Below are 13,145 nucleotides of genomic sequence, written 5' to 3' on the forward strand. Positions count from 1 at the left end.
ATGAGAATTCTGGTGATCGGCCCGTCATGGGTGGGCGACATGATGATGTCGCAAAGTCTCTATCGCACGCTCAAGGCGCGTTATCCCCAGGCGATAATCGACGTGATGGCACCCGCATGGTGCCGTCCGCTGTTATCGCGTATGCCGGAAGTGAATGAAGCCATCCCGATGCCACTCGGCCACGGGGCGCTGGAAATCGGCGAACGCCGCAAGCTCGGTCATAGCCTGCGCGAGAAGCGCTACGATCGCGCGTATGTCCTGCCAAACTCCTTTAAATCCGCCCTGGTGCCCTTCTTTGCGGGCATCCCACATCGCACCGGCTGGCGCGGTGAAATGCGCTACGGTCTGCTGAACGATGCGCGGGTGCTGGATAAAGAAGCCTGGCCGCTGATGGTGGAGCGCTATGTGGCGCTGGCCTATGACAAAGGCGTGATGCGCAGCGCGAAAGATCTGCCGCAGCCGCTGCTCTGGCCACAGCTTCAGGTTAACGACGGTGAAAAATCCCAGACCTGCAGCACGTTTGGTCTTTCGTCTGAACGCCCGATGATTGGCTTCTGCCCAGGCGCCGAGTTCGGCCCGGCAAAACGCTGGCCGCACTATCACTATGCGGAGCTGGCGAAACAGCTGATTGACGAAGGCTACCAGATTGTCCTGTTCGGTTCGGCAAAAGATCACGAGGCTGGCAACGAAATTCTCGCCACGCTGAGCAACGAGCAGCAGGCCTGGTGCCGCAATCTGGCAGGAGAAACGCAGCTTGAACAGGCTGTTATCCTGATTGCCGCCTGTAAAGCGGTGGTCACTAACGACTCTGGCCTGATGCACGTCGCCGCTGCGCTCAACCGCCCACTGGTGGCGCTGTATGGCCCAAGTAGCCCGGACTTCACGCCCCCGCTTTCTCATAAAGCGCGCGTCATCCGCCTGATCACCGGCTACCACAAAGTGCGCAAAGGCGATGCCGCAGAAGGCTACCATCAGAGCCTGATCGACATTACGCCAGCGCGCGTTCTCGAAGAGCTTAACGAACTGCTGTTGAGCGAAGAAGGATAACGAATGCGGGTACTGATCGTTAAAACTTCTTCGATGGGCGATGTTCTGCATACGCTGCCGTCACTGACGGACGCCATGCGGGCTATTCCCGGTATTCGTTTTGACTGGGTGGTGGAGGAAGGCTTCGCGCAGATCCCCACCTGGCATGAAGCGGTTGACCGCGTGATCCCGGTGGCGATTCGCCGCTGGCGCAAAGCGTGGTTCTCCGCGCCGATTAAAGCCGAACGCAAAGCCTTCCGTGAGGCGGTGCAGGCACAGCGTTACGACGCCATCATCGACGCCCAGGGGCTGGTGAAAAGCGCCGCGCTGGTAACGCGTCTGGCACACGGCGTAAAGCACGGGATGGACTGGCACAGCGCACGCGAACCGCTGGCGAGCCTGTTTTATAACCGTCGTCATCACATCGCAAAGCAACAGCACGCGGTGGAACGTACCCGCGAGCTGTTTGCCAAAAGCCTGGGCTATGCGAAACCGGAAACTCAGGGCGACTATGCAATTTCCCGGCATTTCCTGCACGCCTCATCGCAGAAAAGCGACCCTTATTTGATTTTCCTTCACGCGACAACCCGCGATGACAAGCACTGGCCGGAAGCGTACTGGCGCGAACTGATCGGCCTGCTGGCAAGCGCGGGGCTGCGTATTAAACTCCCGTGGGGCGCACCGCACGAAGAGGCACGGGCCAAACGTCTGGCAGAAGGGTTTGATTACGTGGACGTTCTGCCACGCATGAAACTTGACGGCGTCGCTCAGGCGCTGGCAGGCGCTACGGCTGTGGTCTCCGTGGATACGGGCCTCAGCCACCTGACGGCGGCGCTGGACCGTCCTAACATCACGCTTTACGGCCCAACGGACCCGGGCCTGATCGGCGGCTATGGAAAAAATCAGTATATCTGCCGCCCGGAACACTCATCGCAGTTGAGCGATCTCAGCGCCGCTGCGGTATTTGCGCAATTAGAGCCTTTGCTGGCAGCAGAGAGAGCCTATGTCTGATTTTTTCTCAGCGGAGCGCCCGCCAAAGCGCGCGCTGATTATTAAGCTGCGTCACCACGGTGACGTTCTGCTTACCTCGCCGGTTTTTACCGTGCTGAAAAAGAACTGGCCGAACGTGGAGGTCGACGCGCTGGTCTATGACGACACGCAGGCGATGCTGACCAGCCACCCGCATATCGACCAGGTCCATACTATTGGGCGCAACTGGCGCAAAAAGGGGTGGTTTGAACAATTCCGCCTCTACCGCGCGCTGCTCAATACCCTGAAAGACCGTCAGTACGACGTGCTCATTAACCTGACCGAACACTGGCACGGCGCGCGTCTGGCGCGTCGCCTGAAACCGCGCGTCTCCGTCGGCTTTAAGCCGGATAAACGCGGGGGCCTGGCACGTCGTCGCTGGGTGAAGTCGTTCACCACGCTCTACCCGGCGATTCAGGACAACAGCCGCCATATGGTGGAAGTCAATCTGGATGCCCTGCGCCGAATCGGTATTCATCCCCAGTCCGACGAAGACAAGCATACGCTTTTTGTGCCTGGTGACGCGGCAGAAGCCTCTGTGGCCGAAAAACTGGCCGGGTTTGGGCTCAAGAGTAAATCCTATATCCTGGTTCACCCGACCTCGCGCTGGATGTTTAAGGCCTGGGATATCAAAAAGCTGGCAGCGACCATTGATAACCTGGCGGCGCGCGGCTTGCCAATTATCCTTTCCGCCGCACCGTCAAAAGAAGAGAAGGCCTACATGGACGAGCTGCGCGCTGCGCTCACCCAGCCGGTCTTTGATTTGAGCGGTCAGTTGAACCTGAAAGAACTGGGCGCGCTCATGAAGCACGCGCGGGTCTATTTCGGTGTGGACTCCATGCCGATGCACCTTGCAAGCGCCGTCGGTACCCCGACCGTCGCCATCTTTGGCCCTACCGGCGCCATCAAGTGGGCACCGTGGGGGGTGAACTATCGCGTAATCGTTGCCGGGTTTACCTGCCAGCCGTGCGGTAAAGCGGGCTGCGGAGACAGCGGTGTCTCAGACTGCATCACAGCCATCACCCCACAGCAGGTGCTGAGCGCCATCGACACGATGCTCCTGGAAAATCCTGCATGAAGCTGGCGATAGTCCGACAAACCTACAACCCCAACGGTGGTGCAGAACGTTTCGTCTCGCGCGCGCTTAACGTGCTGTCGCAGGACACGTCCCTGGACGTGACGCTGATTGCCCGCCAGTGGGAAGACGCCACCGGCTGGAAAACGCTGACGGTCAATCCGCCGTTCCGTAACCGTATCGCCCGTGAATCCGGCTTTGCCACCGAAGCCGCTTCGCATTTTGCGCAGTTTGATATTGTGCAAAGTCACGAGCGCATACCGGGAGCGACCATTTTCCGGGCCGGGGACGGGGTTCACGCCGCCTGGCTTGAGCAATATGGCCGCATCCTCTCGCCACTGGCGCGCTGGGCGCAATATCTGAGCCGCTATCACCGCTACATTCTGCAGGCTGAGACGCAGATGTTTACCCATCCGCAGCTGCGCAAGGTGATCTGTAATTCGAAGATGGTGCGCGATGATATTGCCCGTCGCTTCGGGCTGTCGGAAGACAAGCTGACGGTGATCTACAACGGCGTAGACACCGTTCAGTTTAGCCCTGAGGTCCGCGCCCTTTCGCAGCGTGATGCACTGGGCATTCCCCGTAACGCACCGGTACTGGCGTATGTTGGGTCAGGTTTCAGTCGTAAAGGTGTCGCCACCGCGCTACGCGCCATTGTGCCGCATTCTGACGTCTGGCTGCTAATTGCCGGACGCGATAAACATGCGCGGAAGTTTGAAAAACTGGCACAGGCTCTGGGGGTTTCCTCACGCGTGAAGTTCCTGGGACCCGTTGCCAACGTGCGCGAAGTCTATGGGACGGCTGATGCTCTGATCCTGCCGACGCTTTACGATCCCTTCCCGAACGTCTGCGTGGAAGCGCTGGCCTGCGGTCTGCCGCTGCTTACCAGCCACGGCTGCGGTGCGGCGGAGTGGATAAACGAGGGTAAAAACGGCTGGGTGCGTGATGCGCTGGACAGCGAAGGCTACCAGCAGGCCATATCTCAATGGCTGAAAGGCCGTGAACAGGGTGTCGATTACTCCGCTGCTGCGCGTGCAACTGCAGAGCCCTTCACCCTGGACAGAATGGCGAAAGAGCTGCAGGCACTTTATCGCGATCTGCTGCGCTGAGCCGCATCGGAGAAGACCTTCTCCATCGCGTCCAGCATACATTCGCGGGTAAAATGTGTACTCAGATAGTCATACCCCTGTTGCGCGAGCGTCTCGCGAAGGGCTGAGTCGTCATAGAGTTTCATTATGGCATCGTGCAGTGCGTTTTCGTCGCGCTGCGCGATTAAAATGCCCGTCTGCCCGTTAATCACCGCATCTCCCGTTCCACCGGCGTCCGTCGCAATAGTTGCAATACGGGTGGCTAATGATTGCAGTACGCCCTGTGGAACACCTTCCATATCGTGCGAAGGACTCAGCGCAATATCAAAGGCCGGAAACCAGCGTTCCGGATCGGGTTGATGTCCCGCCATGACCACGCGCTGCTGTAATCCCAGCGCGGCGATTTCCTGTTCCAGCGTCGCCTTGTGCGGGCCTTCGCCGACAATCGCCAGCTTGATGTGTGGATTGTCGATTTTCGCCAGGGCGCGCAACAGTACGCTATGGCCTTTGTTCGGGCGCAAATGCGACACCACGCCCAGCCAGAAATCGTCTCCGGACAGGCCACAATGCGCGCGGGCTTCGTGCTTATCTCCCGGGTGAAAACGCTGCGTATCGACACCGCTTGGCACCGAGGTACTCTGGGACATCGGCACGCCAATATTTGCCACCTGATGACGCAACGCCTCCCCCGTGGTCACGATATGTGCACAGGCCGTGCGGAACAGCCAGCGGGTCGTCCAGTTGTTGCGCGGTACGCCTGACGCATGACGGGTGCGGACCAGCGGCACAGGGTTGGCGAGCGTCAGATTCGCCAGCGCCACCAGCCATGTATCGGCAGAGTTGTGACTGTTGATAACGTCAATCGACTGACGGTTATCCTTCAGCCAGCGACGCAGCAACCGCAGATTTTTAAGGTTCTTGCGCTTCAACGGCATCGTGACAACCGTCAATCCGGCATTGCGCGCCAGCGCATGCAGCGGCGCGGTTTCCGGACAAAGGAGAGTAACCTGATGGCCACGCTGAATCATCCCAAGCGATTCGTTGATAATGCGCAGAGGCTGTCCGCCTTTGCCACCGTCTGCTTCAGTGTGAACAATATGCATACATTTCCTGTTAAGAATCTCGTCCGCGTGACGCTAATTTGCCGCCTGGCAGGATCTTTGTCCCTCCAGGCATATGTTTTTAGTATCCACCAGATATAATACAGCACGAATGGTATCACCATATTGGGTGGCCTGCCCTGAACACAACGGAGAAAGCATGTCCGACACACCTTTATTGAGCCTTGTAGTCGCCGTCTATAACGGTGAAAAATTCCTCAGCGCATTTTTCGACAGTATCAAAGCTCAACATCTGGACAGTCTGGAACTGGTCGTTGTGAACGACGGGTCAAGCGACAACTCCTCGGCCATCATTGCGCAGTACGCCGGAGAATTCCCGTTCTACAAGGTCATTGACCAGGCGAACCAGGGCGTCTCGGCGGCCCGTAATACGGGTCTGGCGCAAGCGACAGGCGAGTACGTCGCGTTCCCGGATATCGACGATGTCATTTATCCGGGCATGTATCCGCGACTGCTTGAAATGGCCAAAAATAACAATCTCGATGTGGCTACCTGCAACGGCACGTATATCTACGATGACGGCAGGCCGTCGAAGAAAATCTTCCCGTCCGACAAACTGCAATCTACAGACGTGCTGGATGGCCCAACGTGGCTACAGCGCGCGCTGGCGTCGCGTAAATTCCTGCACGTTACCTGGCTGAATATTTATCGCCACGCATTTATTAAAGAGCAGGGTTTCACCTTTGAGCATGGTCTGCGTCATCAGGATATCCCGTGGACCACTGAAGTGCTGCTTACTGCAAAACGCGTGCAGTACACTGACGAAACGTTCTACGACTACCTGATTCATTCCGCCTCCGTCTCGCACACGCCAGGAACGGATGACACGCGTATGCGTAACGCCCGTCACTACATGAAAATCCTGGAAATGCTGGATGTTATCAACCAGCGCTACCCGGAGGCCGTGCGCCGGGTGCCGGCCTGCAGGTGGCAAATTGCAAAAGAGGGGCTGGGCATTCTGCACGCTATTAACAACATCGGCGATCTCAGCAAAAAACGCGAAATCATCCGAGAACTGTTCGACCGCGGTATCTGGGCACTCATCTGGAAAAATGCCCGTGGACTGCGCCAGCACTGGCGGCTGGGTCGCCGTTATTTCCGTTTGAAACGGTATCTGGCATAAGAGATAGCTTTACCTGGCCTAAATGCTTAGAATTTGCCCGCCGAAACTAAAAAAACGGATAATCGCTTGGAATTGTTGTATACCGCTCTGCTCTACATCATTCAGCCACTGGTGTGGCTGAGGCTGTTGCTTCGTAGCCGTAAAGCGCCTGCGTATCGTAAACGCTGGGCTGAACGCTATGGCTTCTGCCGCAATAAAGTCGCTCCGGACGGTATTTTGCTGCATTCCGTTTCTGTCGGTGAAACGCTGGCGGCAATCCCGCTTGTTCGCGCCCTGCGTCACCGCTACCCGTCGCTGCCAATTACCGTCACGACGATGACGCCAACCGGCTCGGAGCGCGCGTTATCCGCTTTTGGCAAAGACGTCCATCACGTCTATCTCCCTTACGATCTGCCCTGCGCCATGAATCGTTTCCTCAACACCGTGCGCCCGAAGCTGGTGATTGTGATGGAAACCGAACTGTGGCCGAACATGATTTCCGCCCTGCATGCCCGCAAAATTCCGCTGGTGATTGCCAACGCGCGCCTGTCAGAGCGCTCGGCGAAAGGCTACGGCAAGCTGGGTAAATTTATGCGCCGCCTGCTGAGCAAGATCACGCTGATCGCCGCGCAGAATGAAGAAGATGCGGCACGCTTTGTCTCTCTGGGCCTCAAACGCAACCAGCTCGCGGTGACGGGCAGCCTGAAATTTGATATTTCGGTTACCCCTGAGCTCGCTGCCCGTGCGATCACGCTGCGTCGCCAGTGGGCCCCGCGTCGTCAGGTCTGGATTGCGACCAGTACCCATGACGGTGAAGAAGAGATCATCCTGCAGGCTCACCGCAAGCTGCTGGAAAGCTTCCCTGATTTACTGCTGATCCTCGTGCCCCGCCATCCGGAGCGTTTCAAAGATGCCCGTGAAATGGTGCAGAAAGGCGGTTTCAGCTTCACGTTGCGCAGCAGCGGTGAGATCCCTTCCGGCAGCACCCAGGTGGTGATTGGCGATACGATGGGCGAACTGATGCTGCTGTACGGCATTGCTGACCTCGCGTTTGTCGGTGGCAGCCTGGTCGAGCGTGGCGGACATAACCCGCTGGAGCCGGCAGCCCACGCCATTCCGGTGCTGATGGGGCCGCACACGTTTAACTTCAAAGATATCTGCGCGAAATTACAGCAGGCCGATGGTTTGATTACCGTGACCGATGCAGATTCAGTAGTCAAAGAGGTATCGACCCTTCTGACTGACGAAGATTATCGCCTGTGGTACGGGCGCCATGCGGTCGAAGTGCTGCACCAGAACCAGGGCGCCCTGACCCGTCTGCTGCAGCTTCTGCAACCTTACCTGCCCCAGCGGAGCCATTAATGTCAACGCGTCTGTCGGTCGTGATGATCGCCAAAAACGCCGCCGACCTGCTTCCGGACTGCCTGGCCTCCGTTGCCTGGGCTGACGAGATAGTCATTCTTGACTCCGGAAGTACGGACAACACGGTGGACGTTGCCCGGGCAGCGGGGGTAAAAGTGTTTGTCGACGCTGACTGGCAAGGCTATGGCATCCAGCGCCAGCGCGCGCAGGGGTATGCCACCGGTGAGTATGTCCTGATGCTCGATACTGACGAGCGCATTACGCCAGAACTTCAGCAGGCCATTCAGGCGGTACTTTCCTCGCCCCAGCCTGGCGCCGTATACAGCATTGCCCGCCGCAACTACTTCCTTGGCCGTTTTATGCGCCACAGCGGCTGGTATCCTGACCGCGTGATGCGCCTCTACGAGCGCGAGCGGTATCAGTACAACGATAATCTGGTGCATGAATCCCTGAGCTGCGATAACGCCCAGGTGATCCCCCTGACGGGCGATTTGCTGCACCTGACCTGCCGCGATTTCGCCAGCTTCCAGCGTAAACAGCTCAACTATGCCACCGCATGGGCGCAGGAGCGTCACCAACGCGGCAAGAAGGCCTCGCTGACGGGTATCTTTACCCACACGCTGGGCGCGTTCCTGAAAACGCTGCTGCTGCGCGGCGGCGTACTGGACGGTAAGCAGGGCTGGTTACTCGCGGTAGTGAATGCCCAGTATACTTTCAACAAATACACCGAGCTGTGGGCGCTCTGCCGCGGCTACTCAGAGAAAACGTGAGCCATGAGCACAAAAGCGATTTATCCGGGTACCTTCGATCCGATCACCAACGGTCATCTTGATATCATCACCCGTGCGGCGTGCATGTTCGACAAGGTGATCCTGGCCATAGCCGCCAGCCCCAGCAAAAAGCCGATGTTTGACCTCAACGAGCGCGTGCAGCTTGCCACCGATGCCATTTCGCACCTGCCGAATGTTGAGGTGGTCGGATTTAGCGACCTGATGGCTAACTTCGCCCGCGCTCAGCAGGCAAACATTCTGATCCGTGGTTTACGCGCGGTGGCAGACTTCGAGTATGAGATGCAGCTGGCGCACATGAACCGCCACCTGATGCCGGAGCTGGAGAGCGTGTTCCTGATGCCCTCCAAAGAGTGGTCGTTTATCTCGTCCACGCTGGTGAAAGAGGTGGCGCGTCATCACGGGGACGTTACCCATTTCCTGCCGGTTAACGTCCACCAGGCGTTGATGGAAAAGCTAAAGTAACCCTATTTCTGGCACTGACGGCAGTAGAACGTGGCGCGCTGGGCGTGCTTCGTGGCAATAACTGGCGTGCCGCAGACTCTGCACGGTTCGCCCTTACGGCCATACACCTGAAGCTCCTGGGCAAAATAGCCCGGCTTGCCGTCACTTTGCAGGAAGTCCTTCAGCGTTGTCCCGCCCTGCTCAATCGAGCGAAGTAATACGGCTTTAATCACCCGGACCAGCAGCTCACACTCCTGCGCCGACAGCGAAGAGGCCAGCCGATCGGGATGGATCCCGGCGGCAAACAGCGATTCGCTGGCATAGATATTCCCCACGCCGACCACCAGCTTGTTATCCATCAGCCAGGGCTTAATCGGGCTTTTCTTCTTCGCGCACTTCGCCTTGAGGTATTCTGCGTTAAACGCGTCTGAGAGCGGCTCCGGGCCCAGATGTGCCAGCACGTTATGCCCTTCCAGCTCCTTCGTCCACAGCCACGCGCCAAAGCGCCGTGGGTCGGTGTAACGGAGCACTTTGCCGTTGCTCATCACCAGATCGACGTGGTCGTGCTTTTCAGCAGGCAGTTCTTCGGTAAGAATGCGCAGGCTCCCGGACATCCCCAGGTGGATAATAATCCAGCCGTCGGGCAGCTCCAGCAGCAGGTACTTAGCACGGCGCTGTACGCTAAGGACGGGTTTATCGCTCAGGGCATGGATCTCATCGGACACCGGCCAGCGCAGACGACCGTTACGGACAACCGCGTGAAGAATCGTCGCGCCGACCAGATGGGGCTCAATGCCGCGACGGCTGGTTTCTACCTCAGGTAATTCAGGCATGGTTCCTCCGTTGAGATACAGAATGCAAAAAACCCCGCAGTTGCGGGGTTTTTCGATACAAGGAGACTAAAATTATTTGATTTTAGCTTCTTTGTACAGTACGTGCTGGCGTACAACTGGATCGAATTTTTTCAGTTCCAGTTTTTCCGGCTTAGTACGTTTGTTCTTCGTGGTGGTGTAGAAGTGACCTGTACCAGCAGAAGAAACCAGCTTGATTTTCTCGCGAATACCTTTAGCCATGATTTATTTCCTCTTTAAGTACTTAGTACTTTTCGCCACGGGCACGCAGTTCAGACAGAACTGTATCGATGCCTTTCTTATCGATTACACGCATACCTTTAGCAGATACACGCAGGGTGACAAAACGCTTCTCGCTCTCAACCCAGAAACGGTGAGAGTGCAGGTTCGGCAGGAAACGGCGTTTAGTCGCGTTCAGTGCGTGGGAACGGTTGTTACCGGTCACCGGACGCTTGCCAGTAACTTGGCAGACTCGGGACATGTCTATTCTCCAAAAATCAAATTAGCTCGAGCTTCGTATGGGGTATCGGCGCCTCGTCAGGCTTTACAGCCCGGTCATCGCATAGTTCTAAGTGAACTCTCGATTGCCAGGCCCAAATGCCAAACCCGAGATTCTCAAAGGTGGCGTAGTATACGCTGACTCGGCGGTGTGCTCAAGTCCCGAACAGACAAAGATCCCGATGGATCGCGAGAAATAGCCTAAATCCAGCCATGTTCTGCGAAAGAAATGTACTCACCGCGGCCAATTATCAGATGGTCCAGCACACGAATGTCCATGAATTGACAGCATTTGATAATGCGTTCGGTGATTTCTTTGTCCGCTCTGCTCGGTTCTGCACAGCCAGAGGGGTGATTATGCGCGAGGATCACGCCCGCTGCATTCACTTTTATCGCTTCCCGCACAATTTCACGCGGATGCACCTCAACGTGGCTCAAAGTGCCCGCAAAGAGACAGCTATGTTTCAGCACCCGATTTCTGTTATCAACAAAGATCACCATAAAGATCTCGCGTTCAATATCGGTTAACTGGCTTTGCAGGAATTCGCGCGTCATCGCGGGCGTCAGGATCGGATCGTCCTTCTCCATGCGGACATTGTAAAAACGGCGGGCAAGTTCGGCAATGGCCCGCAGCTGGGCATATTTCGCCACGCCGATCCCCTCAACGTGCGTAAACTGCGCCAGATCGGCGGTCAGTAAACCGTACAGCGAACCGAAACGTGCTATCAGCTCTTTTGCCAGCGTAAATACCGTTTTTCCGGGCGTTCCGGTACGTAAAAAGAGCGCCAGCAGTTCATCATCTTTTAACAGGGTGACGTCATAGCGCAGCAGTTTTTCGCGCGGCAGCAGCTGCTCATCCTCTTCTTCCATGCTCTTTCTCCTTTTTTTAACCGCATGCTGCCACACGCCAATCCGGCGCTCGACGGTCACGTTGCGTTCTTGCGTAGAGCCTCGCAAAGTGGTCGAAGGACAAAATCACCCCGCTTTGGGGATTGTGATAAAATGCCTGCTCTCTGGTGAAACCCAACAGGAAAGAATCATGATGAGCCTGGCCGGTAAAAAAATCGTTCTTGGCGTGAGCGGCGGCATTGCTGCCTACAAAGCGCCAGAGCTGGTGCGTCGTCTGCGCGAGCGCGGGGCAGATGTGCGGGTCGCGATAACCGAAGGCGGTAAAGCCTTTATCACTCCTCTGAGCCTGCAGGCCGTTTCAGGATACCCGGTATCTGACAGCCTGCTCGATCCGGCCGCCGAAGCCGCGATGGGCCATATTGAGCTGGGTAAATGGGCTGACCTGGTTATCCTTGCCCCCGCCACGGCTGATTTAATCGCCCGGGTGGCGGCCGGTATGGCAAACGATCTGGTCTCTACCATTTGTCTGGCCACGCCTGCCCCTGTTGCCGTCGTTCCTGCCATGAACCAGCAGATGTACCGTAACGCGGCCACCCAGCACAATCTGGAGACGCTGGCCTCACGCGGCCTGCTTATCTGGGGTCCGGACAGCGGCAGCCAGGCCTGCGGCGATGTTGGCCCGGGTCGCATGCTTGACCCGCTGACGATTGTTGATATGGCCGCAGCCCATTTTTCGCCTGTCAACGATCTGCAACATCTCAACATCATGATTACCGCGGGCCCCACGCGCGAGCCGCTGGATCCGGTGCGCTACATCACCAACCACAGCTCCGGTAAAATGGGCTTTGCGATTGCCGCCGCCGCTGCGAAGCGTGGCGCGAACGTCACGCTGGTGAGCGGCCCGGTCTCGCTGCCTACCCCTGCGTTTGTGAAGCGAATTGACGTTACTACCGCGCTGGAGATGGAAGCCGCCGTACAGGCTCATGCGCAAAGCCAGCAAATTTTTATCGGCTGTGCGGCCGTCGCAGATTATCGTGCCGAGACGATCGCCGAGGCTAAAATTAAAAAGCAAGGCGATGAATTAACACTAAAAATGGTAAAAAACCCGGACATTGTTGCCGGTGTCGCCGCACTAAAAAGCCACCGTCCATACGTTGTTGGGTTTGCCGCAGAAACGAATAATGTGGAAGAATATGCCCGGCAAAAACGTACCCGCAAAAACCTCGATTTGATTTGCGCGAACGACGTATCGCTGGCCACACAAGGATTTAACAGCGACAGCAACGCACTGCACCTTTTCTGGCAGGATGGAGATAAAGTCTTACCGCTTGAGCGCAAGGAACTCCTGGGCCAACAATTACTCGACGAGATCGTTACCCGTTATGATGAAAAAAATCGACGTTAAGATTCTGGACCCGCGTGTTGGCGAGCAATTCCCGCTGCCAACCTATGCCACCTCCGGCTCTGCCGGTCTTGACCTGCGCGCCTGTCTCGATGACGCCGTAGAACTGGCTCCGGGTGCCACTACCCTGGTTCCAACTGGCCTGGCCATTCACATTGCTGACCCGTCGCTGGCGGCGGTGATCCTGCCGCGTTCTGGCCTGGGCCATAAGCATGGCGTTGTGCTGGGGAACCTGGTCGGCCTGATCGACTCCGACTACCAGGGTCAGCTGATGGTCTCCGTCTGGAACCGTGGTCAGGACAGCTTCACCATTGAACCGGGTGAGCGTATCGCACAGATGGTCTTTGTACCGGTGGTACAGGCAGAATTTAACCTGGTGGCAGACTTTGACGCCACCGACCGCGGCGAAGGCGGCTTCGGCCATTCCGGGCGCAAATAACGGCCCGACAGACACGTATCTCACAGCGTCATAATGCAATAACAAACCGCAAACGCCCGTTTGCGGTCGCT

15 protein-coding genes are annotated in these 13,145 nt (G+C 57.2%); 10 read left to right on the top strand and 5 right to left on the bottom strand.

Features of this window, described 5'->3' with window-relative positions:
• From rfaF to AC0TNG_RS02555, 4 genes are read left to right on the top strand one after another with little or no spacing between them, the layout of a single operon-like run.
• A complete protein-coding gene (gene rfaF, locus AC0TNG_RS02540; protein ID WP_090420369.1) occupies positions 1-1,047 on the top strand; it encodes an ADP-heptose--LPS heptosyltransferase RfaF in 1,047 nt (348 codons plus the stop codon).
• A gap of 3 nt (positions 1,048-1,050) precedes the next feature.
• Entirely contained in the window at positions 1,051-2,037 is a 987-nt protein-coding gene (rfaC, locus tag AC0TNG_RS02545; RefSeq protein ID WP_024906620.1) for a lipopolysaccharide heptosyltransferase RfaC, read from the top strand.
• On the top strand, positions 2,030-3,133 hold the full coding sequence (gene rfaQ, locus AC0TNG_RS02550; protein WP_024906621.1) for a putative lipopolysaccharide heptosyltransferase III: 1,104 nt from the start codon (positions 2,030-2,032) through the stop codon (positions 3,131-3,133). The genes rfaC and rfaQ overlap by 8 nt, the downstream gene beginning before the upstream one ends.
• Positions 3,130-4,239 carry a glycosyltransferase family 4 protein gene (locus AC0TNG_RS02555; protein ID WP_024906622.1) on the top strand — a complete coding sequence of 370 codons (1,110 nt, stop codon included), beginning with the start codon at positions 3,130-3,132 and terminating at the stop codon, positions 4,237-4,239. The genes rfaQ and AC0TNG_RS02555 overlap by 4 nt, the downstream gene beginning before the upstream one ends.
• Here AC0TNG_RS02555 and AC0TNG_RS02560 read toward each other — a convergent pair.
• Positions 4,218-5,321 (bottom strand): glycosyltransferase family 4 protein, encoded by a 1,104-nt coding sequence (locus AC0TNG_RS02560; RefSeq protein WP_024906623.1) that lies wholly within the window; start codon positions 5,319-5,321, stop codon positions 4,218-4,220. The two genes, AC0TNG_RS02555 and AC0TNG_RS02560, sit on opposite strands and share 22 nt — an antisense overlap.
• Before the next feature lie 157 nt (positions 5,322-5,478).
• On the opposite strand from AC0TNG_RS02560, the gene AC0TNG_RS02565 reads away from it, so the two are divergent.
• From AC0TNG_RS02565 to coaD, 4 genes are all read left to right on the top strand, one after another.
• Entirely contained in the window at positions 5,479-6,462 is a 984-nt protein-coding gene (locus AC0TNG_RS02565; protein WP_024906624.1) for a glycosyltransferase, read from the top strand.
• A gap of 66 nt (positions 6,463-6,528) precedes the next feature.
• Complete coding sequence (gene waaA / locus AC0TNG_RS02570) at positions 6,529-7,803, top strand: lipid IV(A) 3-deoxy-D-manno-octulosonic acid transferase (RefSeq protein ID WP_024906625.1); 1,275 nt, start codon at positions 6,529-6,531, stop codon at positions 7,801-7,803.
• The gene (locus AC0TNG_RS02575) at positions 7,803-8,573 is read left to right on the top strand and encodes a glycosyltransferase family 2 protein (protein ID WP_024906626.1); all 771 of its coding nucleotides are present in this window, start codon (positions 7,803-7,805) and stop codon (positions 8,571-8,573) included. The genes waaA and AC0TNG_RS02575 overlap by 1 nt, the downstream gene beginning before the upstream one ends.
• A 3-nt stretch (positions 8,574-8,576) precedes the next feature.
• Positions 8,577-9,056 (top strand): pantetheine-phosphate adenylyltransferase, encoded by a 480-nt coding sequence (gene coaD, locus AC0TNG_RS02580; protein WP_024906627.1) that lies wholly within the window; start codon positions 8,577-8,579, stop codon positions 9,054-9,056.
• Between the two features lie 2 nt (positions 9,057-9,058).
• Here coaD and mutM read toward each other — a convergent pair whose 3' ends face one another.
• From mutM to radC, 4 genes are all read right to left on the bottom strand, one after another.
• Entirely contained in the window at positions 9,059-9,868 is an 810-nt protein-coding gene (gene mutM, locus AC0TNG_RS02585) for a bifunctional DNA-formamidopyrimidine glycosylase/DNA-(apurinic or apyrimidinic site) lyase (RefSeq protein ID WP_023309890.1), read from the bottom strand.
• A 72-nt stretch (positions 9,869-9,940) separates the two neighbouring features.
• Positions 9,941-10,108 (bottom strand): 50S ribosomal protein L33, encoded by a 168-nt coding sequence (gene rpmG / locus AC0TNG_RS02590; protein WP_003024094.1) that lies wholly within the window; start codon positions 10,106-10,108, stop codon positions 9,941-9,943.
• A 22-nt stretch (positions 10,109-10,130) separates the two neighbouring features.
• Positions 10,131-10,367, bottom strand: a complete 237-nt coding sequence (gene rpmB / locus AC0TNG_RS02595; protein ID WP_002436699.1) for a 50S ribosomal protein L28 — start codon at positions 10,365-10,367, stop codon at positions 10,131-10,133.
• 218 nt (positions 10,368-10,585) lie between these two features.
• Positions 10,586-11,254: a RadC family protein gene (gene radC / locus AC0TNG_RS02600; RefSeq protein WP_024906628.1), complete on the bottom strand. Its 669-nt coding sequence runs from the start codon at positions 11,252-11,254 to the stop codon at positions 10,586-10,588.
• A gap of 172 nt (positions 11,255-11,426) precedes the next feature.
• On the opposite strand from radC, the gene coaBC reads away from it, so the two are divergent.
• Positions 11,427-12,638 carry a bifunctional phosphopantothenoylcysteine decarboxylase/phosphopantothenate--cysteine ligase CoaBC gene (gene coaBC / locus AC0TNG_RS02605; RefSeq protein WP_024906629.1) on the top strand — a complete coding sequence of 404 codons (1,212 nt, stop codon included), beginning with the start codon at positions 11,427-11,429 and terminating at the stop codon, positions 12,636-12,638.
• Complete coding sequence (gene dut / locus AC0TNG_RS02610) at positions 12,616-13,074, top strand: dUTP diphosphatase (protein WP_008502691.1); 459 nt, start codon at positions 12,616-12,618, stop codon at positions 13,072-13,074. The genes coaBC and dut overlap by 23 nt, the downstream gene beginning before the upstream one ends.
• The last annotated feature ends 71 nt before the right edge of the window (positions 13,075-13,145 follow it).

The organism is Enterobacter sp. PL_is514, from assembly GCF_055816715.1.

Bases quoted from the DNA above. Each gene is read 5' to 3' on its own strand.
- rfaF (WP_090420369.1), top strand. From the start codon at position 1: ATGAGAATTCTGGTGATCGGCCCGTCATGGGTGGGCGACATGATGATG.
- rfaC (WP_024906620.1), top strand. From the start codon at position 1,051: ATGCGGGTACTGATCGTTAAAACTTCTTCGATGGGCGATGTTCTGCAT.
- rfaQ (WP_024906621.1), top strand. From the start codon at position 2,030: ATGTCTGATTTTTTCTCAGCGGAGCGCCCGCCAAAGCGCGCGCTGATT.
- AC0TNG_RS02555 (WP_024906622.1), top strand. From the start codon at position 3,130: ATGAAGCTGGCGATAGTCCGACAAACCTACAACCCCAACGGTGGTGCA.
- AC0TNG_RS02560 (WP_024906623.1), bottom strand. From the start codon at position 5,321: ATGCATATTGTTCACACTGAAGCAGACGGTGGCAAAGGCGGACAGCCT.
- AC0TNG_RS02565 (WP_024906624.1), top strand. From the start codon at position 5,479: ATGTCCGACACACCTTTATTGAGCCTTGTAGTCGCCGTCTATAACGGT.
- AC0TNG_RS02575 (WP_024906626.1), top strand. From the start codon at position 7,803: ATGTCAACGCGTCTGTCGGTCGTGATGATCGCCAAAAACGCCGCCGAC.
- coaD (WP_024906627.1), top strand. From the start codon at position 8,577: ATGAGCACAAAAGCGATTTATCCGGGTACCTTCGATCCGATCACCAAC.
- mutM (WP_023309890.1), bottom strand. From the start codon at position 9,868: ATGCCTGAATTACCTGAGGTAGAAACCAGCCGTCGCGGCATTGAGCCC.
- rpmG (WP_003024094.1), bottom strand. From the start codon at position 10,108: ATGGCTAAAGGTATTCGCGAGAAAATCAAGCTGGTTTCTTCTGCTGGT.
- rpmB (WP_002436699.1), bottom strand. From the start codon at position 10,367: ATGTCCCGAGTCTGCCAAGTTACTGGCAAGCGTCCGGTGACCGGTAAC.
- radC (WP_024906628.1), bottom strand. From the start codon at position 11,254: ATGGAAGAAGAGGATGAGCAGCTGCTGCCGCGCGAAAAACTGCTGCGC.
- coaBC (WP_024906629.1), top strand. From the start codon at position 11,427: ATGAGCCTGGCCGGTAAAAAAATCGTTCTTGGCGTGAGCGGCGGCATT.
- dut (WP_008502691.1), top strand. From the start codon at position 12,616: ATGATGAAAAAAATCGACGTTAAGATTCTGGACCCGCGTGTTGGCGAG.